Source organism: Kribbella sp. NPDC026596 (assembly GCF_040638415.1).
In the GTDB taxonomy this organism is placed as follows: Bacteria; Actinomycetota; Actinomycetes; order Propionibacteriales; family Kribbellaceae; genus Kribbella.
Window position 1 is genome coordinate 20,444 of record NZ_JBEZYF010000036.1, and the last position, 21,553, is coordinate 41,996.

The following is a 21,553-nucleotide window of genomic DNA, read 5'->3' on the forward strand; positions in this document are numbered from 1 at the left end:
CAGGTTGCTCCTGTCGTGATGGGTGTAGTCATCCCTTGATACCTGCGTCGCCGACGCCGCGGACCACATGGCGCTGGAACAGGGCGTAGACGATCAGCAAGGGAAGTCCGCCCAGCACGGCGGATGCCATGATCTGGGCGTAGCGCAGGCCGTACGAGCCCTGCACGTTGGCGAGACCGACCGGGATCGTCATCATCGACGGGTCGGTGGTCACGATGAAGGGCCAGAGGAAGTTGTTCCAGGCCCCGATGAAGGTGAAGATGCCGACGGCAACGAGGATCGGCCGCGACATCGGCACCATCACGCTCCAGACGATCCGCCACCGGGACGCGCCGTCGACCCGGGCGGCGTCCTCGTAGTCGCGGGAGATGCCGTCGAAGAACTTCTTCAGGACGAACACCATCACCGGTGCGACCACCTGCGGCAGCACGATGCCCCAGTAGGTGTCGACCAGGCCGAGCCCGGTCATCTCCTGGAACAGCGGCACGATCAGCACCTGGGGCGGGACCAGGATGCCGGCGATGATCAGCCCGAACAGCACCCGCCGGCCGGGGAACCGGGTCCGTGAGAACCCGAAGGCGGCCAGTACCGAGACGAGCAGGGTCAGGCCGGTCACCAGGACGGACACGACACTGCTGTTCAGGAACCACCGGATCAGGTCACCTTGGTCGATGACGCTGCGGTAGGCGTCCGCGGTCGGTGCGTTGGGCAACCAAGTGATCGGCGACCGGGTCGTCTCCGGCTCCGGCTTGAGCGAGGTGTCCAGGGCCCACAGCAGCGGGACCAGCCACACCACCGCGAGAATCACAGCCCCGACGATGCTCGCCACCTTCGGGAAGGTCCACGTCGTCCTCATTCGCCGGCCTCCTTACGGCCGGAGAACAGTTTGAACTGCAGCAGCGCGACCACCACGATGACCGCGAAGAACATGTACGAGATCGCCGACGCGTAGCCGATCCGGTAGTTGGTGAAGCCGTTCTCGTAGATGTACTGGATGATCGGCCGGGTCGCGAAGTTCGGCCCGCCGTCGGTCATCAGGTAGACCTGGTCGAAGATCTTCAGCGACGCCACCAGTTGCAGTACGACGATCAGCCCGGTGGTCCGGCTCAGCAGTGGCAGCGTGATCCGGAACAGCTGCTGCCGTCCGTTGGCGCCGTCGATCGCGGCCGCCTCGTACACCTGGGCCGGAATCCCTTGCAGAGCGGCCAGATAGAGCAGGAAGTTGAACCCCACGGTCCACCAGACCGTGGTGATCACGATCGCGAGCATGGCCCGGTTCTCGGTGTTCAGCCAGTCGATCTCGGCGAACCCACCGGCCGTCAGCAGCCCGTTCACCAGACCGAAGCCGGGCTGGAAGATCCACACCCAGATCAGGGTGACGACGGTGGCCGGGAGGACGAACGGCGCGAAGTACGAGAACCGCAGCAGCCAGCCGAGCAGGCCCTTGCGGTTGGCGAGCAGGGCCATCAGGAGCGCGATGATCACCAGCGGCGGCGTACTCATCGCGGTGAAGACGAAGGTGTTCTTCAGCGACGACCAGACGGCCGGGTCGCCGACCATCTCCCGCCAGTTCTCCAGGCCGAGGAACTGGTGTTTCACCCCGGCCAGACTGGTGTTGAAGAAGCTGTTCCACAGCCCGGAGACGATCGGCCAGAGCAGGAAGACCGCGAACAGCAGCAGGAACGGCGCCACGAAGAACAGGCCGCTCCAACGCTCCTGCCACGGCCGGCCCGCGGCCGGCTTCGCCGCGGCCGGTCGGGTGGTGCTGACGGCACGAGGTGGTGTCTGTACAGCCATGGTGTCCTCCTTTCAGACCGGGGACGGGGTGTCGAGCAGCTTTTGGGTGGCCGCCTTGAACTGGGCAAGCGCGGCCTTCGGGGTAGCCTGACCGGTTGCGATCCCGCTGAAGGCGGCCGCGGATTCGTTCTCCAGTTGGGCGCCCGAACCGCTGAACCAGGCGTCCGGGTCATACAGCACGTTCGGGGCGACGCTGCGGTACTCCGCCTGCGGCTTGAGGTCCAGATACTCCGCGCTCTTCACCACCGGCTGGTACGCCGGGATGTGGCCGCCGGCCGCCCACTCGACGCTGTGCTTCAGCATCCAGGCGACGTACTCGATCGTCGCCTTCGTGTCGTCGGCGTTCCGGTGGGCCTGGTGCGGCAGCACGAAGGTGTGCGAGTCCCCCTGGAACTTCGGTACGTCGTACACGACCGGGAACGGCGCCATGCTGAACGGCATCTTCGCGGTCTGGTACGTCGTGACCTCCCACTCGCCGTTGAAGCTCATCCCGGCCTCGCCGTTGGTGAACTGGGCGACCAGCGCTGCGTAGTTCGCCGAGCGCGGTGTGAGCCCTTCGGCGGCGAGCTTCGCGATCAGGTCCAGAGCCTCGAGCGCCTTGGCGTCGTCGATCACGAGCTGCTTGCCGTCTTCGCTGAAGAACCCGCCCTCGAGCTGGCCGTACAGCGTGTACCACAGCCGCCACGGGCTGGTGGTGTCGACGGAGACGGCGTACTTGCCGGTGGTCTCCTTGACCGCCCGGAGCATGTCGAGGAACTCGGTCACGCCCTTGACGGTCTTGATCTTGCCGTCCGGTCCGAGCAGCCCGGCCTTCTTGCAGATCTCGGTGTTGTAGTAGAGGACGAACGGGTGCTGGTCGAGCGGAACGGCGTACAGCTTGCCGTCGATCACGCAGCGGTCCCAGGTCGCCGGCAGGAAGTCGGACTGGTGCACCCCGGCGGCACTCAGCAGGTCGACCGGGATCGGGTCGAGCATCGTCGTCGGGCTGAATCCCTTCAGCCGGGACATGTGCATGGTCGCGACCTCGGGCGCCCGGCCGCCGGCCGCCGACATCGCGAGCTTGGTGTAGAACGGCGGGCCCCAGGCGAGCGTGGTCGCCTCGAACCGTACGCCGGGGTGTTCGGCGACGTACTGCTGGTGGATCTGCAGCAGGCGGGCACCGTCGCCGCCGCCGAACAGATTCCATTCCCGGACCCTGGGTCTGCTGCCGAGGGTGCCGCAACCGGTGAGCGCGAGGGCGCCGAGCATGCCACCAAGTACTGCTCGACGCCGTGGGCGGAAGGGCGGAGGGGAGTCGTCAAGCATCTGCGTGTCCTCCAGGCGGGGGCGGGGACAGGGACTTCTACATCGGTGTACTACATCGGTGTAGAGAGGATGCCCGAGAGGCCGGGAAGCGTCAATAGTTCAGGGTTTGATCAGTCCGTGCCGAGCGTGGATTCGCGGGTGTGCAGCTCGTACGGCGCGACGATCTCCACGTGCTCGGAGTCGTCCCCGGCCATCCGCCGGACCAGCAGGTCGACCGCGGTCCGGGCGATGTGGACGCGGTTCGGATCGACCGTGGTCAGGGTCGGGCTGCTGTAGCTGGCCTCGTCGATGTTGTCGAAGCCGGCCACCGCGACGTCGTCCGGGATCCGGAGCCCGTGCGCGGCGAGGGCCCGGACCGCGCCGAGCGCCAGCGTGTCGTTGAGGGCGAGGACCGCGTCGAACTTCTGGCCGGTCGCGAGCAGCACCTCCATCGCGTCCGCTCCACTCGACCGGTGCCACTTCCCGCCGGACACGGCCAGATCCGCCGGTACGGGTACGCCGTACTCCGCGAGTGTCTCGGCGTAGGCGCCGTACCGGATGGCCGCGGTGCCGACCTGTTCGCCGGGGCGGATGCCGATCACCGCGATCTTGCGCCGGCCCTGGTCGAGCAGGTGCCGGACGACGGCCTTGGTGCCCTCGACGTTGTCGATCATCACGTGGTCGACCGGGCCGTGGAAGATCCGCTCGCCGAGCAGCACCATCGGCGTCGGCGTGCGCAGCTGCTCGACGTCCTCGGGGCCGAGGCCGAGCGGGCTGTACAGCAGGCCGTCGACCAGGTGGCCGCGCGGCCGGGCCAGCGCGGTCAGCTCTCGGTCGCGGTCGGCGCCGGTGGTCTCGATCATCACCGTCAGTCCGTGCTCGCCGGCGGCCGCGATCGCCGCGTCGGCGAGCTCGGCGAAGTACGGGTTGCTCAGCTCGGGGACGGCGAGCGCGATGATGCCGGTCCGGCCGGACTTCAGGTTCCGGGCCGAGATGTTCATCTGGTAGCCGAGGGCGTCGATCGAGGCGAGCACCTTGGTCCGGGTCTCCTCGCGGATGTACGGATACCCGTTCATCACGTTGGAGACGGTCTTCGGCGACACCCCGGCATGCCGCGCCACGTCCCGCATCGTCACTGCCACGGCGTCACCCCCCACCTACCGGTCATGGGCACACACGGTAATGCACGCGGGCAGGTGTCGCCGTCGCCCGCGCGCTCCGTCGCCGCTGGAGGGTCGCTCCGGTCAGCTGTCCGCCGATTCCTCCGCCGGTTCCTCCGGGGGTGCCTTGTGGGGCGGGCGCCGGGGTGGGTTGGGCTGCGGTCCGAGGGATCGGCCACCGGGGTGCTCGGGGATCACGCCGTCGTAGTTGGTCAGCTCGAGGCCTTCCTCCTGCAGAGTCTCGTCGATCACCGGGGACGGCTCTTCGCCGGGATCCCATCTACCGGGTCTGCGGACAGTCATGACACCCTCCCTGGGACGTGTTTGCACTCCACGGTACGACGGTGCCGTCCCGGCGTCAGGGTGTCAGCGTCATACGCCGTACGGCGGGCGGTTGAGCGGGGTGAGTTCGATGCCCGCCTGCATGGCCTTGGTCAGGATGGCCGGCACCGGGCGGCCGAGGCGGAGGCTGATCACCGACGGTGGCAGGTTCTCCGCCGCGAGTTTCTCGAACTGCCGGACTTCCTTCGCCGTCCAGGGCTCCGCGGCATTGCGGGTGGACTGCGGCAGGGGATTCATCGCTCTCACTTCTTCCTACGGTTGACGATGTACCGGTGCCCACCCACCCCCGCCAAAAACAAACCATCAGGAAGTGTCCACGGTGGTTAGCGGTCGGTGATCGGGCGGCGGCGGGTGGTGGGATTGGTGAGGGATGGGGGTCGCCAGGCGGCGTCGGTGTCCCAGAGGTCGGTGCCTGGGGGGACGATCTCGTCGATCTGGTCGAGGGTCGAGTCGTCCAGGGTGAGGTCGGCCGCCTTGAGGAGGCCGTCGAGTTGTTCCATCGTGCGGGGGCCGCTGATCACCGACGTGACCGCCGGATGCGTGGTGACGAAGGCCATCGCGAGCTCCGGGAGTGACACCCCGACGCCCTCGGCAACCTCGATCAGACGCTCGACGGCGTCGTACTTCGCGGCGTTGGCGGGCAGCGACGGGTCGAAGCGGTGCGGTGCGATGGCGGCCCGGCCGGCCGTGAGGTCGACCGGCTGATCCTTGCGGATCTTGCCGGACAGGAATCCGAACGCGAGCGGGCTCCAGGTGAGCACCCCCATCCCCAGCCGCTGGCACGTCGGCAGCAGCGAACGCTCGACCCCGCGGCCGATCATCGAGTACGGCGGTTGCTCGGTGCGGAAACGCCCGTACCCACGCCGTTCGGACACGTGGTACGCCTCCACGATGTCCTCGGCCGGGAACGTCGAGCATCCGAACGCACGGATCTTCCCCGCGCTGACCAGGTCGGTCAGCACCCAGAGCGTCTCCTCGATGTCCGTCGTGTGATCAGGCCGGTGCACCTGGTAGAGATCGATCCAGTCGGTGTCGAGCCGGCGCAGGCTGTCCTCGACCGCGCGGGTGATCCACCGCCGGGAGTTCCCACTGCGGTTGCGGCTGTCGTCGTGCAACGGGAAGTGCACCTTGGTCGCGAGGATCACGTCGTCCCGGCGCCCCTTGAGCGCCTTGCCGACGATCTCCTCGGACTCGCCGGTGGAGTACATGTCCGCGGTGTCGACGAAGTTGATGCCCTGGTCGAGGGCGGCGTGGAGGATCCGGACACAGTCCTCGTGGTCGGGGTTCCCGACCGCGCCGAACATCATCGCGCCGAGACAGTGCGCACTGACCTCGATCCCTGTCCCACCCAGCGTGCGATAGCGCATGTAACAGCTCCTAGTGATCCGTTCCTGGTGCCCGGGACACTAGGAGCTAGAGCGCTGTCTAGGTCAACCCATAGGTAGGTAGGCCCAGCGAATAGGTGATCGCCACCGATGTGGGCAGGTGGTGGCCGCGCCGAGCATGGGATTCCATGACGACCTTGATGGAACAGGAGACGCTGGGGGAGCGCTTTCGGGTCGGCGACGGGGCGGCGATGCACGAACTCTACGAGCGCTACTCCGCGCCGATGTACGCGACCGCGCTCACCCTGCTCGGAAATCGTGAGCACGCGGCGGACGCCGTACAGCGGGCTTTCGTGCAGGCGTGGCGGGCGGCCGACCGATTCGACCCGGCGCGGGAGCTGAAGCCGTGGCTCTACGCGATCACGCGCCGGGCGGCGGTGGACATCTATCGGCGGGAACGGCGTACCCAGCAGCAGTTGACCTTCGACCAGGCGACCGAAACCGTGGTCACGGACGCGCCGAACATCGTGGCGGTCTGGCAGGCCGGGCAGGTGCAGGCGGCGCTCGAGCGGTTGCGGCCGGGGGAGCGCCAGGTGCTGCGACTCGCGTACTACGAGGGCCTGACCCAGTCCGAGATCGCGCAAGCGCTCGGGGTCCCGATCGGCACGGTCAAGAGCCGCACGGCCCGGGCTCAGCGCCGGTTGGCCGCCCTGCTTGCGCATCTGCGTGACACGTAGGGTGGGGCAATGGACTTCGCGGAGCTTTGGGATCCGGAGCCGGGCTGGCTCAACACGGCCTCGTACGGGTTGCCGCCGCGACCGGCCTGGGAGGCGCTGCAGGCCGCGCTGTCCGACTGGCGGGTCGGCGCGACGAGCTGGGAGCCGTGGGACGAGTCGACGACCCGGGCCCGGGAGTCGTTCGCGCGGCTGGTCGGGGCGGACGCCGCCGATGTGTTCGTGGGCAGCACGGTCTCCGCGGCCTTGGTGCCGATCGCGGCGGCGTTGCCGGACGGGGCGAAGGTACTGACCGACGACGTCGAGTTCACGTCGAACGTGTTCCCGTGGCAGGTGCACGCGGACCGTGGCGTCGAGGTGGTCGCCGTACCGGGGGATGAGCTGGTGGCCGCGATCCGGCCGGGGATCGACCTGGTTGCGGTGAGTGCGGTCCAGTCGTCCACGGGCGCTGTTCTCGACCTGGCCGCGGTTGTTGCCGCCAGCAAGGAGATCGGCGCGCTGCTGGTGATCGACGCCAGCCAGGCGCTGGGCTGGCTGCCGGTGGCTGTGGACGGCGTCGATGTGCTGATCGCCCACACATACAAATGGTTGATGTCGCCACGCGGTGCGACCATCGGCTATCTCTCGCCGCGGTTGCAGGAGCGCTGCCGTCCGTCGGCCGCCGGGTGGTACTCCGGTGCTCAGGTGCACGACTCGTACTACGGGACGCGGATCGAACTCGCTCCCGGCGCGCGCAAGTTCGATCAGTCGCCGGCGTGGTTCAGCTTCGTCGGCGCGGCGCCCGCACTCGAGATCGTCGAGCAGATCGGCGTCGAGACGATCCAACGGCACAACCTGGACCTGGCGAACGAGTTCCGCGCCGGTCTCGGGCTGCCGCCGGGCGATTCCGCGATCGTCAGTACGTCGCTGCCGGGCGCGAAAGAGGCGTTCGAGGCAGCCGGGATCCGCGCGGCTGTCCGGGACGGAAAGCTGCGCGCGTCGTTCCACATCTACACGACCCTCGCCGACGTCCACCAGGCGCTCACCGCCCTGAAACCACTGCTCTGAGAGCTGGTTGCGGGGTTAGGGTGCCGCGTATGGACGCTGGACTGAGTATCGGGCAGGTGGCGGAGCGGACCGGGCTGAGCGTGCACGCCTTGCGGTTCTACGAGCGTGAGGGTTTGCTGGCAGACGCCGTACGGCGGGAGTCGAACGGCCGGCGCGTCTACACCGAGGACGATGTCGAGTGGCTGGACATGTGCATCAAGTTCCGCTCGTCGGGGATGCCGTTGGACACGATCCGCAAGTACACCGAACTCGTCCGGCAGGGTCCTGGCAACGAGCATGAGCGTCTGGCCCTCCTGCGCGGCCACCAGGAGTATGTCGCGGCCCAGATCCAGGAACTCAACGAGTGCCTGAACGTCATCACCTACAAGGTCACCATCTACGAAGAGCACGTGGCCGAAGGCACCGCCGACTCCCTGTGGGTGGCCCCGTCCACCACGAAGGCCAGCGAAGCCTCCTAGTGTCCTGCGTCGGAAGTTCGGCGAGAGATTTCGACGCAGGACACTAGCCGCCGAGCGTCGTCTGCATGGCCAGCAGAGTCGTGCGCATGTTGGCGGACAGTTGGTCGAGGCGTCCCTGGATCAGCTCGGCAGCCCGGTCCGAGTGCAGCCGAACGCCTTCCCGCATCCCGCTGTCTCCAGGTCCGTGGGTGAATCTCTGCTTCACCAGAGTGGTCGCGCCCTGAGCCTCGAGCTGGTACTCCCAGTGTGCGAACGGCAGCTCCTCATCGCCGTACACATCCCAGCCGAACCGCCAGGGCTCATCGGCGACGGTCACCACGCAGGTCACGTAGGTCTCCAGCCCGTCCCGGAACCGATTCCGCGCCTCGAACCGCGCGCCTGCGGCAACCGCCTCCGCGCCATCCAGCCAGGCGCCGTAGTAGCACTCCGGGCTCCACTCGCCGTACCGGTCGATGGCCGTGATCCCCGTCCAGACGGTCTCGACCGGCAGCGTCAGCAACACCTCTGCTCCGGTGGTAGCACCGGTCACTCCGTAGTCATCCATGCAAGTCACGTCGGCACCGATTCCCGCGCCTCGACATTTCGCTGTGGATGGGCAACAGCTACCGATGTGAGGGCGCGTCAGCGGCGGTGAACTGGTACTGACCACAACAGCGAAGCGGAGCGGGGTGGATCGTGTCGGAGCTGACCGGATGGCACTTTCTCTACACCTACGACAACGGCTGGCGCTACGAGCTGTACGTGAAACGGGCCGACGTCATCGACTACCGGATCCACATCGGCCTGGACGGCCGCTGTTCCAGAACGATCACCTGGTCACGATCGCCGCGTTCCGCGACGCCGGGCCGACGTATCCGATCGAGGTGGTCGGGGAGTTCGCCACGATCACCTATCTCGCCGAACCCGGTCCCGGTGACGAGACGGTGATCAACTGCCCACCTGCTGACGTTCCGGAGCCGGTGTGGTGATGCGGTCGGGGCGGCTGTAGAGGTTCATGCTGCCGTTGCGGATGAACCCGGCCAGGGTCAGGCCGGATTCGGCGGCGAGGTCGATGGCCAGCGAGCTGGGCGCGGAGACGGCGCCAAGGACGGGGATGCCGGCCATGACGGCCTTCTGGGCCAGCTCGAACGAGGTACGGCCGGAGACGATGAGGATCAGGCCGCGGGCCGGGATGTGGTCGTTCAGCAGAGCCCAGCCGACGACCTTGTCGACGGCGTTGTGCCGACCGACATCCTCGCGGACGACAAGGAGGTCGCCCTCCGAGGTGAACAGGCCGGCCGCGTGCAGTCCGCCGGTACGGTCGAACACCTGCTGCCTGGTCCGGAGTGCGTCCGGGAGGCCCGCGAGTACGTCGTACTGGACCTGGACGTCGTCGTCGGCCGGGGAGAAGCGGGTTTTCGTTCGTACTGCGTCCAGCGAAGCCTTGCCGCAGACGCCGCAGGATGAGGTCGTGTAGAAGTTGCGTTCGACGCCGGTGACAGGTGGTGGGAGGTCGGGGGCGAGGCCGAGATCGAGGACGTTGTAGGTGTTGCGGCCCTCGTCGTCGCGGGAGTCGCAGTACCGCGCGTCGCGGATGTCGTCGACGCTGCCGATCACGCCCTCGGTGTGCAGGAACCCGTGCGCGAGCTCGACGTCGTGGCCGGGGGTGCGCATGGTGACGGCGAGCGGTTTGCCGTCGACGCGGAGCTCGAGTGGTTCCTCGACCGCGATCGAGTCCGGGCGGGAGCGGTCGCCGGTCGGGGTGATGCGGACGACCGGGCGACGGGCGATCAGCCGGCCCATGGGCAGGCTCCCGGGTCGAGGGGCAGCAGGCGGGCGGTTAGACGGTCCATGGCCGGGCTCCGGGGTCGAGGGAGAGCAGGCGGGCGGTTAGACGGTCCATGGCCGAGCTCCGGGGTCGAGGGGGAGCAGGCGAGCCGCGATCGCTTCGGACGGGCCGGGGTCGACGACGGCGAGCGCGTCGGCGGCCGCGGCGCCGCGGAGCATGGCGGAACCGCCGTGGCCCACCGGTACGGCGCCTTGTCGGGTGAGGCGGACGGGGACGAGGCGGGTGCTGGTCGGGTGGCAGGCCAGTCCGCCGGGGACGGGGGCTCTCGTCAGCGTGGGCAAGGGGAGGCCGCGCATCCGGCTGATCGTCGCGACGCCGAGGGTGAGGAAGGCGACGAGGGCGGCGAACGGGTTGCCCGGCAGGCCGAGCACCAGGCGACCGTCGGCAAGCTGCGCCAGCGCCTGCGGGTGCCCCGGCCGGCACGCCACACCATCGACAATCACCTCGGCTCCCAGCGCCGCCAGCGCCGGCCGCAGATGATCCGCCGGCCCAGCCGCCGAGGACCCGGAGACGAGGATCAGATCCGCCTCGGTGTCGCTCAGAGCGCGGACCAACTCGCCCCGAGAGTCCGGCAAATGCCGCACGGGGGAACCTGACGCTCCCGGCACGGGGTTCACGGGGGCGCCGGGCGCGCCCGCCCGGCGGATCAGGCCGGGCAGCATCGGGCCGATCGCGTCCCGTACTCGGCCTGGTCCTGACGGTCCGCGGTGCACGAGTTCGTCGCCGGTGACGAGGGCGGCGACTCGCGGTGGCGGGATGACGGACAGCCGGTTGAGCCCCACCGCGGCAGCCAGCCCGAGCACCACCGGGTCGACCACCACGCCGGCCGGAAGCAATTGCTCGCCGGCCGCACATTCCTCACCCGCTCGCCGGATATGCCGACCATCCTCGGACGGCCCGTGCAGCCGATCCCCAACCACCACAGCATCCTCGGACCGCATCACCGACGAGGCACCCGACGGCACAGCAGCCCCGGTGACAATCCCGCACGCCTCGCCATCCGCCAGCACCACACCCGCCGCACAGCTCACCCCAACGCGACCAACCACCCGCCACGGTCCCGCACCACAAACGGCGTACCCATCCATCGCCGCCCGATCCACCGGCGGCACATTCCCCGCCGAAACCAACGGAGTAGCCAGCACACCCCCCTCAGCCTCACCCAACCCCCGCGAGACGGCCCGCCCCGGCCGCCCAGCCGCATGAGCCAACTCCCGAGCCACATCCCACGGCAGAGCGTCCCGCCGCTTCCGAAGGCCAAGGCCTTCGGAAGGCGTTCGGGCCAGGCCGGCCTCCACCTGCCGCCGGCCTCCGGCGCCTTCGCCGTCGGGCGTTGGCTGGCTCACTGGGCGGCTGCCAGTTGTTGGGCTGCCAGGGCGGCCACGGGATCGAGGTCTTCGGCGCCGGCTTCGACGTGGGCTATCAGGGCGTTCTTCATGCGGGGGTCCCAGACCGCCTTCAGGTGGGTGGCGATCGCGGTGGCGGCTTCGCTCGGGGGCCGGTGTGCGAACTGGGCCGCGATCTCGTTCGCCAGCCGCACGTACGGCGGGATCGTAGCCCCGCTCATCGGCTACCACCAGCGATAACTGGTTCGCGTTCCGCGGTGGCCGCGACCGAGTCGGGGAGCAGGTCGACCTGCACCGCGGTCACCTTGTACTCCGGGCAGTTCGTCGCCCAGTCGGAGTTGTCGGTCGTGATCACGTTCGCCCCGGTGACCGGGTGGTGGAAGGTCGTATAGCAGACCCCTACCGGCATCCGCCCGGACAGCTTCGCCCGCAGCGTCGTCCGCCCGACCCGGCTCGACAGAGCGACCGTGTCACCGTCCTCGATCCCGCGTACCTCGGCGTCGTGCGGGTGGATCTCGAGAATGTCCTCGGGATGCCACGCGACATTCGCCGTACGCCGGGTCTGTGCACCCACGTTGTACTGCGAGAGGATCCGCCCGGTGGTGAGGATCAGCGGGAACTTCCGCGTCGACCGCTCCGACGTCGGCACGTACACGGTCTCCATGAACCGCCCCTTGCCCCGGGTGAACTCGTCCTCGTGCATGATCGGCGTACCGTCGGGGTGCTCGAGGTTGCACGGCCACTGGATCGACCCGGCCTCGTCCAGCCGATCGAACGAGACACCCATGAACGTCGGCGTGGTGACCGCGATCTCGTCCATGATCTGCGCGGCCGAGTCGTAGTGCATCGGGTAGCCCATCGCCTGGGCGATCTCGCAGATGATCTCCCACTCCTGCTTGCCGGTCTTCGGCGCCATGATCGGCCGGACCCGGTTGATCCGCCGCTCGGCGTTCGTGAACGTGCCGTCCTTCTCCAGGAACGATGTCCCCGGCAACAACACGTGCGCGAACTTCGCCGTCTCGTTGATGAACAGGTCCTGTACGACGAGCAGGTCGAGAGCACCGAGTGCCGCGAAGACATGCTGGGTGTTCGGATCCGACTGGGCGATGTCCTCACCCTGCACGAACAACGCCTTGAACGATCCGTCGATCGCCGCGTCGAACATGTTCGGGATTCGCAGTCCCGGTTCGTTCAGTAGCGGCGTACCCCAGAGCTTCTCGTAGACCTCGCGGACGCCGTCGTCGGACACGTGCCGGTAGCCGGGCAGTTCGTGCGGGAACGAGCCCATGTCGCACGAGCCCTGCACGTTGTTCTGCCCACGCAGGGGGTTCACGCCGACACCGCGGCGGCCGATGTTGCCGGTTGCCATCGCGAGGTTGGCCATGCCCATCACCATCGTCGAGCCCTGGCTGTGTTCAGTGACGCCGAGACCGTAGTAGATCGCCGCGTTCCCGCCGGTCGCGTACAGCCGGGCGGCCGCGCGGATCTCCTCGGCCGGTACGCCGCTGAGCTCGGCGACCGCTTCGGGACTGTGCCCGGGTCGCCCGATGAATGTCTCCCACGACGCGAAGTCCTCACACCGATTGTCGACAAAAGGACGATCGACAAGGCCTTCGGTGACCACGACATGGGCGATCGCGTTGATGATCGCGACGTTCGTCCCGGGCGCGAGCCGCAGGTGATGAGCGGCCTCGATGTGCGGCGAGCGGACCAGGTCGATCGTGCGCGGGTCGATCACGATCAGCTGGGCGCCCTGCCGGAGCCGCTTCTTCATCCGGGATGCGAAGACCGGGTGCGCGTCGGTCGGGTTCGCGCCGATCACCAGGATCACATCGGCCTCGTCGACCGACTTGAAGTCCTGCGTGCCGGCCGATTCACCGAACGTCTGCTTGAGCCCGTAGCCCGTCGGAGAGTGGCAGACCCGGGCACACGTGTCCACGTTGTTGTTGCCGAAGACCGCGCGCACCATCTTCTGAACGGCGTACACCTCTTCGTTGGTGGTCCGCGACGAGGTGATCGCGCCGATGGACCCCTGGCCGTACGACGCCTGGATCTCGCGCAACCGGCGAGCCGTGAACGAGATCGCCTCGTCCCAGGACACCGTCCGCCACTCGTCCTCGATCGTGTCCCGCACCATCGGTTCGAGCACGCGGTCCGGGTGGCTCGCGTACCCGAAGGCGAAGCGGCCCTTCACACACGAATGACCCTCGTTCGCGCCGCCGTTCTTGTACGGCACCATCCGGACCAGCTCGTCCCCGCGGAGCTCGGCCTTGAACGAGCACCCGACACCGCAGTACGCGCATGTCGTCACGACCGACCGGGTCGGCGTGCCCAGCTCGACCACCGACTTCTCCTGCAGCGTTGCGGTCGGGCAGGCCTGGACACACGCGCCACACGACACGCAGTCGGAGTCGAAGAACGACACCCCGGCACCCGCGGCGACTTTCGAATCAAAGCCGCGCCCCTCGATCGTCAGCGCCAGAGTCCCTTGTACTTCGTCACACGCGCGGACGCACCGCGAACAGGCGATGCACTTGGACGCCTCGAAGTCGAAGTACGGGTTGGAGCTGTCGGTCGGCAGATCCAGGTGGTTCGCGCCGGCCTCGACGCCGGATCCGTACCGTACTTCGCGGAGTCCGGTGACGCCGGCCATGTCCTGCAGTTCACAGTCACCATTGGCCGAGCACGTCAGGCAGTCCAGGGGGTGGTCGGAGATGTACAGCTCCATCACGCCGCGACGGAGTTTGCCGAGACGCTCGTTCTGTGTCCGGACCACCATGCCGTCCGCGACCGGCGTCGTACAGGAGGCCGGCGTACCGCGCATGCCGTCGATCTCGACCACGCACAACCGGCACGACCCGAACGCCTCCAGGTTGTCGGTCGCGCACAACTTCGGTACGTCGACCCCAGCCTGCTTCGCCGCCCGCATCACCGACGTCCCGGGTGGGACCTTCAGCCTGAGCCCGTCGATGGTCAGTTCGACCGTGGCCTCACCGGCGCGAGCCGGCGTACCAAAGTCGGGTTCCTTGAGCAAGCTCATCGGCGTCCTCGCTTCGCTCCGGGCGCCGATGAGGCACGTAGGGGGCTGTACTGAATGATGAACTCGCTTCGCTCGTTCATGCGTGGAAGTCCTCTCCGAAGTGGCGGACGGCGCTTTGGACTGGCATCGGGGTGAGGCCGCCCATCGCGCAGAGGGAGCCGTCGGTCATGAGATCGCACAGGTCGTCGAGGAGAACGAGGTTCTTCTGGCGGTCCTCGCCGGCCACGATCCGGTCGATGGTCTCGACGCCTCGGACCGCGCCGACCCGGCACGGGGTGCACTTGCCGCACGACTCGGCCGCGCAGAACTCGAACGCGAACCGGGCCATCGACGCCATGTCGACGGTCTCGTCGAACACCACGATCCCGCCGTGCCCGACCATCGCGCCCGCCGCCGCGAACGCCTCGTAATCCATCGGCAAATCGAATTGCTCGACCGGTAGGTATGCCCCCAGTGGCCCACCCACCTGGACCGCCCGCACCGGCCGTCCGGACGACGTACCGCCGCCGAAGTCGTTCACCAGTTCGCCGAGCGTGATACCGAAGGCAGTCTCGACGATGCCGCCGCGGGCGACGTTCCCGCCCAGCTGAAAGACGCTCGTACCCAGCGACCGGCCAGTCCCGTACGCGGCGTACGCTTTGGCGCCATTGGCAAGGATCGTCGGGACTGTTGCCAAGGACAACACGTTGTTAACCACGGTCGGACGGCCGAAAAGCCCCTCCAGAGCAGGGATCGGCGGCTTCGCGCGTACCATCCCACGCTTGCCTTCGAGACTCTCCAGCATCGAGGTCTCTTCACCACAGATGTACGCACCGGCGCCGACCCGGACGTGCAGGTCGAAGCCGAACCCTGAGCCAAGGATGTCCGGCCCCAACCAGCCCTGCGCCCGCGCGATCTCGATCGCGGCCTTCAACGTCGCGACCGCATCCGGGTACTCCGAGCGCAGGTACACATACCCTTCCGACGCACCCACGGCGTACGCCGCGATCGTCATCCCCTCGATCAACGCGAACGGGTCGCCCTCGATCAGCATCCGGTCCGCGAACGTACCCGAGTCGCCCTCATCCGCGTTACAGCAAACGAACTTCAGGTCCGCCTGCGCGCCGAGCACCGTCCGCCACTTGATCCCGGTCGGAAACCCGGCACCGCCCCGCCCGCGCAGCCCCGAGTCGACCACGGTCTCGACCACCTCGGCCGGGGTCATGGTAAGTGCTTGCCTCAGGCCCGTATCCCCGCCGTACGACGTGTAGTCCTCCGCGGACAGTGGATCGATCACTCCGACCCGCCCAAACGTCAACCGCTGCTGCCGTTTCATCCACGGCAACTCCTCCACCAACCCGAGGCGCGCTCCGGCGCCTTGCAGCATTCCGGCCGCGATCAACCCATCGACGTCCTCCGGAGCCACCGGTCCGTAACCGACGCGGCCTTCGGGCGTCTCCACCTCGACCAGAGGCTCAAGCCACAACATGCCACGCGAACCGGTGCGGACGATCTCCACTTCACCCCCGACCGCAGCAATCCGCTCCGCGACCTCATCCGCACCAACCGACCGCGCCGCGGAGTCCCTAGGCACATAGACCTTCATCGAGCCTCCCCAAGCAACGCGTCCAGCCGTGCCGGCGTAACCCGCCCGTGCAACTTCTCCCCAACCTGCACCGCCGGCCCCAGCGCACAATTCCCAAAACAAAAGATCTCGTCGAGCGTGATCCGTCCGTCGTACGTCGTCTCGCCAAACCCGCACCCGGTCACACGCTTCGCATGCTCAGCCAGCTCAACAGCCCCCACCGACCGGCAAGCCTCGGCCTGACAGATCCCCACAGTCGTCCGCCCACCCGCCGTACGCCGGAAGTCCTTGTAGAACGTGACCACTCCATGCACCTCAGCCACGGACAGGTTGAGCACGTCCGCAATCACAGCCACATCATCCTGAGCGACGTACCCCAGTTCCTCCTGCACCGCATGCAAAACCGGCATCAACGCCCCACGAAGCCCCCGCAACTCAGCGGCAATCTCACGCACCCGCACAGCACGCCCAGGCCCCGGGACGAAAGCACCGGCCACAACCTCACTAACCATGTATACAATATTCCGCCGCCCCCACCACCCCGGTCAAAGCATTCCTGCCTATGACCTAATAGCCCCCACCTATCGACCACCCACCCCCACCCGCGCCCAAGCACCCCGGCCCACTACCGCGATCCCACCCATCCCGCTTCGCAGCCCCACATGGTCCCCGAACCTCGCGCCGACGTTTCATCCCCATCCGTGGCCCGTGCCGCCGCCGAACGCACCGCTCCCTGGTTCCCATCCCCCAGCCGCGGGTCAAGCCACACCCTCACCCGAGTCGTCGTGGCTCGCCGATCGCCCCAAGCCACCTGCCGCTCCGTGGATCGGGATCAGTTGCGCGCCGAGTCGTGGGTGGTGGGTCGGAGTGAACCCCTTGCCGAGTCGTGGATCGCGGATCGCCCAACCACCTGCCGATTCGTGGATCGGGGCCAGTTGCGCGCCGAGTCGTGGGTGGTGGGTCGGAGTGAGTCCCTTGCCGAGTCGTGGATCGCGGATCGCCCAACCACCTGCCGATTCGTGGATCGGGATCAGCTGCGCGCCGAGTCGTGGGTGGTGGGTCGGAGCGGGTCCTTGCCGAGTCGTGGATCGGGGTGAACTGTTCGCCGAGTCGTGGAGCGTGGCGCCTAGCTCGTTGGTCGAGTCGTGGATGGTGGTCGCCGACACGCCGATTAGTTGGACCCGCATCCACGACTCGGCGCCCAGGTTGGGTGGGCGTTCGGCGGAGTGGTTGGTCGCGGCCGCCTGGCGGGATGTGGGGAGCGGATCGCGTGAGATGTTGGGGGTTTGAACAAGAAATGGGGACTTGGGACAGGCAATAACCTGTCTCAGGTCTCCAGACGGGGTACCAGCCCCCGACCTGATGCTCGTGATCTCTGCCGGATCCGCAGTTGAGGGAGCTGTGGACCACAGGTGCCCGGATCCAGGCGGATGTTGGATACCCCAGGACTGTTTCCACACCTCTCACCGGCTCCGGGCGTAGCTGCGTCCTTCCCTGGTCGTGGTGGTGTGGGTCAAGGGTCGAAGATCCCGCAGGGACGCCGGAGGCGCCCTTGACGCACGCCACCACGACTAGCACGATCCCGCAGCGGAGCCCGCGAAACCACAGTCCGCGCCGAAGGCCTCCCGAGACCGCGCCCCGTGCCGAAAGGCCCGCGAAACCACAGTCCGTGCCGAAGGCCTCCCGAGACCGCGCCCCGTGCCGAAAGGCCCGCGAAACCACAGTCCGTGCCGAAGGCCCCTACCGAATCACCCCGTTCTGAAGGTCCGCCGAAGCGCGGAGGTGGTTGCCTTGGGCATGGGGTTGATGGGGATCGCGGGTTGTGTGCGGGTGGCTGCGGGGAGTCCTGGCGTTCACCGAATCGTGACTTGATGTTGCGATGGTCCGGTCTGTGGAGGGGGTTCCACGCCTGGGGAGGCACAGATTCAGGGGGTTTCGCATGGGGGCAAGAACGCGATTAGCCGCCGTCGCAGCACTGGCGCTGACCGGGTCCGTGCTCGTGGCGGGTCAGGCTGAGGCCGGCGGCAGCGGCACCGGGCTGAGACCGGTGATCACCGGTCTGGACTCGCCGCGGGCGATCTCGTTGCACGGCGGCAAGATCATCTACAGCGTCGGCGACGGCTCGGTGTACGCGCGATCGGGCAGCAGGACCAAGTTGCTCGGCAAGGTCCCGGGTGGCTTCGCGCAGGCGATCGACACCAACAAGTGGGGCGTGACGTACGCCCTGACCGGTGCCGGCGGAGAGCCCGGAGCGCCGCTGACGCCGGGCAGCGCGACGCTGTTCCGGCTGCGTCCGGGCAAGTCGCCGGTCGCGGTCGCCGACATCGGCAAGTACCAGGCCACGGACCCGGATCCGTACAACACCAACGGACCGCCCGACGAGTCCAACCCGTTCGGCGTCGCGACGCTGCGGGACGGGACGATCCTGGTGTCGGATGCCGCCGGCAACGACCTGCTCAGGGTCTGGCCGAACGGCAAGATCAAGACGGTCGCCCGGCTGAAGCCGCGCACGGTCAAGGTCCCGCCGGGCCCGGCTCCCGGCAACCCGCCCGCCGGTACGCCGATCTCGGCCGAAGCGGTCGCCACGTCCGTGACGGTCGGCTCGGACGGCTACTGGTACGTCGGTGAGCTGCGGGGCTTCCCGGCCACGCCGAAGACCTCACAGATCTGGCGGATCAAGCCCGGTTCGGTCAACGCGGTCTGTGACCCGTACCGGCCTAACAAGGGCAACTGCCAGCGGTACGCCGATGGCTACACGTCGATCGTCGACCTGGCCGGCGGTCCACACGGCACGATCGCCGTCGTCGAGCTGGCCAAGGCCAGCTGGCTGAGGTTCGAAGAGGGCGGCGGCGTACCGATCGTCGGCTCCCTGTTCCTGCAGTACCCGGGCAAGCACCACAAGGCGGGCTTCAAGAAGGAGCTCGCACCCGGCAAGCTGCTGCTGCCAGGCGGCGCGGCCATCAGCAGGTCAGGCACCGTCTACGTCTCGTCGCCGCTGTTCGGGCCCGGGGCGATCTACAAAGTTGTGAAGAAGTAGAAGCGATCCGGGGCGTCCGACGGGGCGCCCCGGATCCTTACGTCGCGGGTGTGCCGCGTTCGGCGTACACCGCTGTCACCAGAGCGATCAACACCGCGGCGAAGAACATGTGCACCAGCACCAGGCCCCACGGGAGGCCGGTGAAGTACTGCGTGAAGCCGACGGCGCCCTGAAGCAGCTCCATCGCGAGCAACCAGGCGGCCAGCTTCCGCAACGTGCGTGACGTCGCGGTCACGCGAGTGGCGATCACCAGCGCGATTGTGATCCCGAGCAGCCCGAACACCACATCCGCGTGCAGCTGGCTGATCAGCTCCTCGTTGAACCCGTTCCGCCCGGTCTCGGGATCACCCGAGTGCGGACCGGCGCCGGTGACCAAGGTGCCGAGGGCAACGGTCAGCCAGACCGCCACCACACTGGCGGTCGCGAGCGCACGAACGACCGGTGGAGTGTGCGGGTAAGGGCTGGTCCGGGATCGGCGCATCATCGAGACCGTCAGCGTGATGATCACCGGTGAGACCAGGAAGTGTGCCGACACGATCCACGGGTTCAGCCCGGTCAGCACGCTGATGCCCCCGATCACCGCCTGCAGCGGGACACCGAGCGCGGCCGCGGTCGCCAGCCGGCGCAGGTCCCGCCGGACCGGGCGGTACCGCATCACCACGAGCCAGGTGCAGATCGCGACGATCGCGACCACGAAGCCGAGCATCCGGTTGCCGAACTCGATCGCGCCGTGGATCCCGAGCGCCGAGTGCGGTACGTACGACTGGTCGGTGCACTGTGGCCAGGTCGGGCAGCCGAGGCCGGAGCCGGTCAGCCGGACCAGACCACCGGTCACCACGATGCCGATGTTCACCACCACCGACGCCCAGCCCCAGTGCCGGACGGTGTCCAGGGTCGGCTCGGGAACCAGTCGCCAGAATCGGCTGACTGGCTCGGTCTCTTGTGGCGGGGTCTCCGTGCTCATCACCGGCACACTCTAAAGGTCAGTCCCATCGGAACGTTCGGGACACCAGGTAGCCGAGCACGCCGGCCCAGAGTGCCAGTGACAGAGCGGCCGCCCACGGGATCACGCCTTCGACTGTCGAGTTCGCCAGCCCGTTGGCCAGCGCCGCACTCGGCAGGAGGCGTACGACGCCCTGCATGCCGGCCGGGTACTCGTCGACCGGTGTCATCACGGCACCGCCGACCAGGAGCAGCAGATAGAGCAGGTTCGCCGCAGCCAGCGTCGCCTCCGCCCGCAGTACGCCGGCCATCAGCAGACCGAGTGACGCGAAGGCCGCCGTACCGCACAGAACCATCAGGATCACCCCGAACACGGCGTCGAACCCGCCGGCCGGGTTCCATCCAAGGGCGAAGCCGGTGCCGATCAGTACGGCGAGCTGGATCACCTCAACCACCAGCACCGCGCCGATCTTGCCGGCCAGCAGTCCGGTACGGGACAGCGGTGACGCGCCGAGCCGCTTGATCACGCCGTACCGCCGCTCGAAGCCGGTCGCGATCGCCAGTGAGGTGAAGGACGACGAGAGCACCGCCAGCGCGAGCACCCGCGGAACCGCCTGGTCGATCGCCGGTCCGACGCCGAGGGGGAGCCGGTCGCCGAGGCCTGTACCGCCCAGCAGCAGGAGGAGGCCCAGCGGGATCACCAGGGCCAGCAGCAACTGCTCACCGTTGCGGATGAGCAGCTTGAACTCCATCCGGGCGTGGGCGAGCACCTTCCGGGGCCACGGCGCGCTGCCTGGCCGCGGTGCGTAGGTCGCCTCGGCGCTCATCAGTTCCCCCGCTTCGGCGCGGTCAGCTCGAGGAAGACGTCCTCGAGCGACTTCGTGTGGTGCTGGGTCAGCGCGTCCGGCGTCCCGGAGGCGATCAGCTTCCCGGCGGACACGACGTGCACCTGGTCTGACAGCTGCTCGGCCTCGTCCATCGCGTGGGTGGTGAGAACGACGGTCACGCCGTCGTCCCGCAGGTCACGGATCAGCTGCCAGATCTCCCGCCGGCCGTGCGGGTCCAGCCCGGTCGTCGGCTCGTCCAGGAACGCGATCTCCGGCCGGCCCACGATCGCCAGCGCGAACGAGAGCCGCTGCTTCTGCCCGCCCGACAACCGCCGGTACGGCGTTCTGCCGCAGCTGCCGAGGTCGAGTCGCTCGGCCAGCGCCGGGATGTCGAGCGGATGGGTATGCAGGGTGGCGACGTACCGGAGCATCTCGAGCGCGCGGACGCCGGACCAGGCGCCGCCCTCCTGGAGCATCACGCCGATCCGCGGCATCAGCTCGTCATGGTTCGCGATCGGGTCCAGCCCGAGCACCCGGACCCGGCCGGAGGCCGGCCGGCGGAACCCCTCACAGCTCTCCACGGTCGTGGTCTTGCCGGCGCCGTTGGGGCCGAGCACGGACGTCACCGTGCCGCCGGTTACGGTGAGACTGAGACCGTCGACCGCGGTTTTCTCGCCGTACCGCACGACGAGGTTGTCGATCTCCACCGCGACTGGCACAACGGCAGTCTAGGGAACGCCCCGGAGTGACCTCGCTCACGGTCGGGTCCGAGGTCCCGCGTGGGCGCGGGAACCGGTTAGGGCAGCCTTATTTGAAGGCTCC

At 68.2% G+C, this 21,553-nt stretch carries 23 protein-coding genes and 1 pseudogene; 6 read left to right on the forward strand and 18 right to left on the reverse strand.

The window, feature by feature from the left end:
- Window positions 1-28 precede the first annotated feature (28 nt).
- The 7 genes from AB0E63_RS27030 to AB0E63_RS27060 all read right to left on the reverse strand — a co-directional run bounded on the left by AB0E63_RS27030 (window position 29) and on the right by AB0E63_RS27060 (window position 5,950).
- Entirely contained in the window at window positions 29-856 is an 828-nt protein-coding gene (locus AB0E63_RS27030) for a carbohydrate ABC transporter permease (RefSeq protein ID WP_360371954.1), read from the reverse strand.
- Window positions 853-1,797 (reverse strand): sugar ABC transporter permease, encoded by a 945-nt coding sequence (locus AB0E63_RS27035; RefSeq protein ID WP_360371957.1) that lies wholly within the window; start codon window positions 1,795-1,797, stop codon window positions 853-855. The genes AB0E63_RS27030 and AB0E63_RS27035 overlap by 4 nt, the downstream gene beginning before the upstream one ends.
- A 12-nt stretch (window positions 1,798-1,809) precedes the next feature.
- Complete coding sequence (locus AB0E63_RS27040; RefSeq protein WP_360371960.1) at window positions 1,810-3,102, reverse strand: extracellular solute-binding protein; 1,293 nt, start codon at window positions 3,100-3,102, stop codon at window positions 1,810-1,812.
- A gap of 110 nt (window positions 3,103-3,212) precedes the next feature.
- Window positions 3,213-4,223, reverse strand: coding sequence for a LacI family DNA-binding transcriptional regulator (locus tag AB0E63_RS27045; protein WP_360371963.1), 1,011 nt, complete (start codon window positions 4,221-4,223; stop codon window positions 3,213-3,215).
- A 102-nt stretch (window positions 4,224-4,325) separates the two neighbouring features.
- Window positions 4,326-4,544: a hypothetical protein gene (locus AB0E63_RS27050; protein WP_360371966.1), complete on the reverse strand. Its 219-nt coding sequence runs from the start codon at window positions 4,542-4,544 to the stop codon at window positions 4,326-4,328.
- Window positions 4,545-4,613: 69 nt separating this feature from the next.
- The gene (locus tag AB0E63_RS27055) at window positions 4,614-4,820 is read right to left on the reverse strand and encodes a hypothetical protein (RefSeq protein ID WP_360371969.1); all 207 of its coding nucleotides are present in this window, start codon (window positions 4,818-4,820) and stop codon (window positions 4,614-4,616) included.
- An 86-nt stretch (window positions 4,821-4,906) separates the two neighbouring features.
- The gene (locus tag AB0E63_RS27060; protein WP_360371972.1) at window positions 4,907-5,950 is read right to left on the reverse strand and encodes an aldo/keto reductase; all 1,044 of its coding nucleotides are present in this window, start codon (window positions 5,948-5,950) and stop codon (window positions 4,907-4,909) included.
- Window positions 5,951-6,096: 146 nt separating this feature from the next.
- On the opposite strand from AB0E63_RS27060, the gene AB0E63_RS27065 reads away from it, so the two are divergent.
- From AB0E63_RS27065 to AB0E63_RS27075, 3 genes are read left to right on the forward strand one after another with little or no spacing between them, the layout of a single operon-like run.
- Window positions 6,097-6,645 (forward strand): sigma-70 family RNA polymerase sigma factor, encoded by a 549-nt coding sequence (locus AB0E63_RS27065; RefSeq protein ID WP_360371975.1) that lies wholly within the window; start codon window positions 6,097-6,099, stop codon window positions 6,643-6,645.
- A 9-nt stretch (window positions 6,646-6,654) separates the two neighbouring features.
- Complete coding sequence (locus AB0E63_RS27070) at window positions 6,655-7,689, forward strand: aminotransferase class V-fold PLP-dependent enzyme (protein ID WP_360371978.1); 1,035 nt, start codon at window positions 6,655-6,657, stop codon at window positions 7,687-7,689.
- 29 nt (window positions 7,690-7,718) lie between these two features.
- Window positions 7,719-8,147 carry a MerR family transcriptional regulator gene (locus AB0E63_RS27075; RefSeq protein ID WP_360371981.1) on the forward strand — a complete coding sequence of 143 codons (429 nt, stop codon included), beginning with the start codon at window positions 7,719-7,721 and terminating at the stop codon, window positions 8,145-8,147.
- 43 nt (window positions 8,148-8,190) lie between these two features.
- On the opposite strand, the gene AB0E63_RS27080 is transcribed toward AB0E63_RS27075, so the two are convergent.
- Window positions 8,191-8,691, reverse strand: coding sequence for an SRPBCC family protein (locus tag AB0E63_RS27080; RefSeq protein WP_360371984.1), 501 nt, complete (start codon window positions 8,689-8,691; stop codon window positions 8,191-8,193).
- Window positions 8,692-8,822: 131 nt separating this feature from the next.
- On the opposite strand from AB0E63_RS27080, the pseudogene AB0E63_RS27085 reads away from it, so the two are divergent.
- Both AB0E63_RS27085 and AB0E63_RS27090 read left to right on the forward strand, forming a co-directional pair.
- A pseudogene (locus AB0E63_RS27085) lies at window positions 8,823-8,885 on the forward strand (phenolic acid decarboxylase); the annotation flags it as partial.
- 83 nt (window positions 8,886-8,968) lie between these two features.
- Window positions 8,969-9,115 (forward strand): phenolic acid decarboxylase, encoded by a 147-nt coding sequence (locus tag AB0E63_RS27090; protein WP_360372138.1) that lies wholly within the window; start codon window positions 8,969-8,971, stop codon window positions 9,113-9,115.
- On the opposite strand, the gene fdhD is transcribed toward AB0E63_RS27090, so the two are convergent.
- The 7 genes from fdhD to AB0E63_RS27125 all read right to left on the reverse strand — a co-directional run bounded on the left by fdhD (window position 9,075) and on the right by AB0E63_RS27125 (window position 17,112).
- Window positions 9,075-9,929, reverse strand: coding sequence for a formate dehydrogenase accessory sulfurtransferase FdhD (fdhD, locus tag AB0E63_RS27095; protein ID WP_360371987.1), 855 nt, complete (start codon window positions 9,927-9,929; stop codon window positions 9,075-9,077). The two genes, AB0E63_RS27090 and fdhD, sit on opposite strands and share 41 nt — an antisense overlap.
- 87 nt (window positions 9,930-10,016) lie before the next feature.
- On the reverse strand, window positions 10,017-11,321 hold the full coding sequence (locus tag AB0E63_RS27100) for a molybdopterin molybdotransferase MoeA (protein ID WP_360371990.1): 1,305 nt from the start codon (window positions 11,319-11,321) through the stop codon (window positions 10,017-10,019).
- On the reverse strand, window positions 11,318-11,542 hold the full coding sequence (locus tag AB0E63_RS27105) for a formate dehydrogenase subunit delta (RefSeq protein WP_360371992.1): 225 nt from the start codon (window positions 11,540-11,542) through the stop codon (window positions 11,318-11,320). The genes AB0E63_RS27100 and AB0E63_RS27105 overlap by 4 nt, the downstream gene beginning before the upstream one ends.
- Window positions 11,539-14,361 (reverse strand): formate dehydrogenase subunit alpha, encoded by a 2,823-nt coding sequence (gene fdhF, locus AB0E63_RS27110; protein ID WP_360371995.1) that lies wholly within the window; start codon window positions 14,359-14,361, stop codon window positions 11,539-11,541. The genes AB0E63_RS27105 and fdhF overlap by 4 nt, the downstream gene beginning before the upstream one ends.
- A gap of 76 nt (window positions 14,362-14,437) precedes the next feature.
- Window positions 14,438-15,946, reverse strand: coding sequence for an NADH-ubiquinone oxidoreductase-F iron-sulfur binding region domain-containing protein (locus tag AB0E63_RS27115; protein WP_360371998.1), 1,509 nt, complete (start codon window positions 15,944-15,946; stop codon window positions 14,438-14,440).
- Window positions 15,943-16,437 carry an NAD(P)H-dependent oxidoreductase subunit E gene (locus AB0E63_RS27120; RefSeq protein WP_360372001.1) on the reverse strand — a complete coding sequence of 165 codons (495 nt, stop codon included), beginning with the start codon at window positions 16,435-16,437 and terminating at the stop codon, window positions 15,943-15,945. The genes AB0E63_RS27115 and AB0E63_RS27120 overlap by 4 nt, the downstream gene beginning before the upstream one ends.
- 246 nt (window positions 16,438-16,683) lie before the next feature.
- Window positions 16,684-17,112, reverse strand: a complete 429-nt coding sequence (locus tag AB0E63_RS27125) for a hypothetical protein (protein WP_360372004.1) — start codon at window positions 17,110-17,112, stop codon at window positions 16,684-16,686.
- Window positions 17,113-17,864: 752 nt separating this feature from the next.
- Here AB0E63_RS27125 and AB0E63_RS27130 point away from each other — a divergent pair.
- A complete protein-coding gene (locus AB0E63_RS27130; RefSeq protein ID WP_360372006.1) occupies window positions 17,865-18,962 on the forward strand; it encodes a ScyD/ScyE family protein in 1,098 nt (365 codons plus the stop codon).
- Window positions 18,963-18,999: 37 nt separating this feature from the next.
- On the opposite strand, the gene AB0E63_RS27135 is transcribed toward AB0E63_RS27130, so the two are convergent.
- Genes AB0E63_RS27135 through AB0E63_RS27145 form a run of 3 tightly spaced genes read right to left on the reverse strand, consistent with a single transcriptional unit; the run spans window position 19,000 to window position 21,450 of the window.
- Window positions 19,000-19,926 carry a COX15/CtaA family protein gene (locus tag AB0E63_RS27135; RefSeq protein ID WP_360372009.1) on the reverse strand — a complete coding sequence of 309 codons (927 nt, stop codon included), beginning with the start codon at window positions 19,924-19,926 and terminating at the stop codon, window positions 19,000-19,002.
- A gap of 19 nt (window positions 19,927-19,945) precedes the next feature.
- Entirely contained in the window at window positions 19,946-20,731 is a 786-nt protein-coding gene (locus AB0E63_RS27140) for an ABC transporter permease (protein WP_360372012.1), read from the reverse strand.
- Complete coding sequence (locus tag AB0E63_RS27145) at window positions 20,731-21,450, reverse strand: ABC transporter ATP-binding protein (RefSeq protein WP_360372014.1); 720 nt, start codon at window positions 21,448-21,450, stop codon at window positions 20,731-20,733. Before AB0E63_RS27145 ends, AB0E63_RS27140 begins: the two co-directional genes overlap by 1 nt.
- Window positions 21,451-21,553: the final 103 nt, after the last annotated feature.

Excerpts from the sequence above, each read along its gene's own strand:
- AB0E63_RS27030 (WP_360371954.1), bottom strand. The coding sequence starts at position 856 with ATGAGGACGACGTGGACCTTCCCGAAGGTGGCGAGCATCGTCGGGGCT.
- AB0E63_RS27035 (WP_360371957.1), bottom strand. The coding sequence starts at position 1,797 with ATGGCTGTACAGACACCACCTCGTGCCGTCAGCACCACCCGACCGGCC.
- AB0E63_RS27040 (WP_360371960.1), bottom strand. The coding sequence starts at position 3,102 with ATGCTTGACGACTCCCCTCCGCCCTTCCGCCCACGGCGTCGAGCAGTA.
- AB0E63_RS27050 (WP_360371966.1), bottom strand. The coding sequence starts at position 4,544 with ATGACTGTCCGCAGACCCGGTAGATGGGATCCCGGCGAAGAGCCGTCC.
- AB0E63_RS27055 (WP_360371969.1), bottom strand. The coding sequence starts at position 4,820 with ATGAATCCCCTGCCGCAGTCCACCCGCAATGCCGCGGAGCCCTGGACG.
- AB0E63_RS27060 (WP_360371972.1), bottom strand. The coding sequence starts at position 5,950 with ATGCGCTATCGCACGCTGGGTGGGACAGGGATCGAGGTCAGTGCGCAC.
- AB0E63_RS27065 (WP_360371975.1), top strand. The coding sequence starts at position 6,097 with ATGACGACCTTGATGGAACAGGAGACGCTGGGGGAGCGCTTTCGGGTC.
- AB0E63_RS27070 (WP_360371978.1), top strand. The coding sequence starts at position 6,655 with ATGGACTTCGCGGAGCTTTGGGATCCGGAGCCGGGCTGGCTCAACACG.
- AB0E63_RS27075 (WP_360371981.1), top strand. The coding sequence starts at position 7,719 with ATGGACGCTGGACTGAGTATCGGGCAGGTGGCGGAGCGGACCGGGCTG.
- AB0E63_RS27080 (WP_360371984.1), bottom strand. The coding sequence starts at position 8,691 with ATGGATGACTACGGAGTGACCGGTGCTACCACCGGAGCAGAGGTGTTG.
- fdhD (WP_360371987.1), bottom strand. The coding sequence starts at position 9,929 with ATGGGCCGGCTGATCGCCCGTCGCCCGGTCGTCCGCATCACCCCGACC.
- AB0E63_RS27105 (WP_360371992.1), bottom strand. The coding sequence starts at position 11,542 with ATGAGCGGGGCTACGATCCCGCCGTACGTGCGGCTGGCGAACGAGATC.
- fdhF (WP_360371995.1), bottom strand. The coding sequence starts at position 14,361 with ATGAGCTTGCTCAAGGAACCCGACTTTGGTACGCCGGCTCGCGCCGGT.
- AB0E63_RS27115 (WP_360371998.1), bottom strand. The coding sequence starts at position 15,946 with ATGAAGGTCTATGTGCCTAGGGACTCCGCGGCGCGGTCGGTTGGTGCG.
- AB0E63_RS27120 (WP_360372001.1), bottom strand. The coding sequence starts at position 16,437 with ATGGTTAGTGAGGTTGTGGCCGGTGCTTTCGTCCCGGGGCCTGGGCGT.
- AB0E63_RS27125 (WP_360372004.1), bottom strand. The coding sequence starts at position 17,112 with ATGCGGGTCCAACTAATCGGCGTGTCGGCGACCACCATCCACGACTCG.
- AB0E63_RS27130 (WP_360372006.1), top strand. The coding sequence starts at position 17,865 with ATGGGGGCAAGAACGCGATTAGCCGCCGTCGCAGCACTGGCGCTGACC.
- AB0E63_RS27135 (WP_360372009.1), bottom strand. The coding sequence starts at position 19,926 with ATGAGCACGGAGACCCCGCCACAAGAGACCGAGCCAGTCAGCCGATTC.
- AB0E63_RS27140 (WP_360372012.1), bottom strand. The coding sequence starts at position 20,731 with ATGAGCGCCGAGGCGACCTACGCACCGCGGCCAGGCAGCGCGCCGTGG.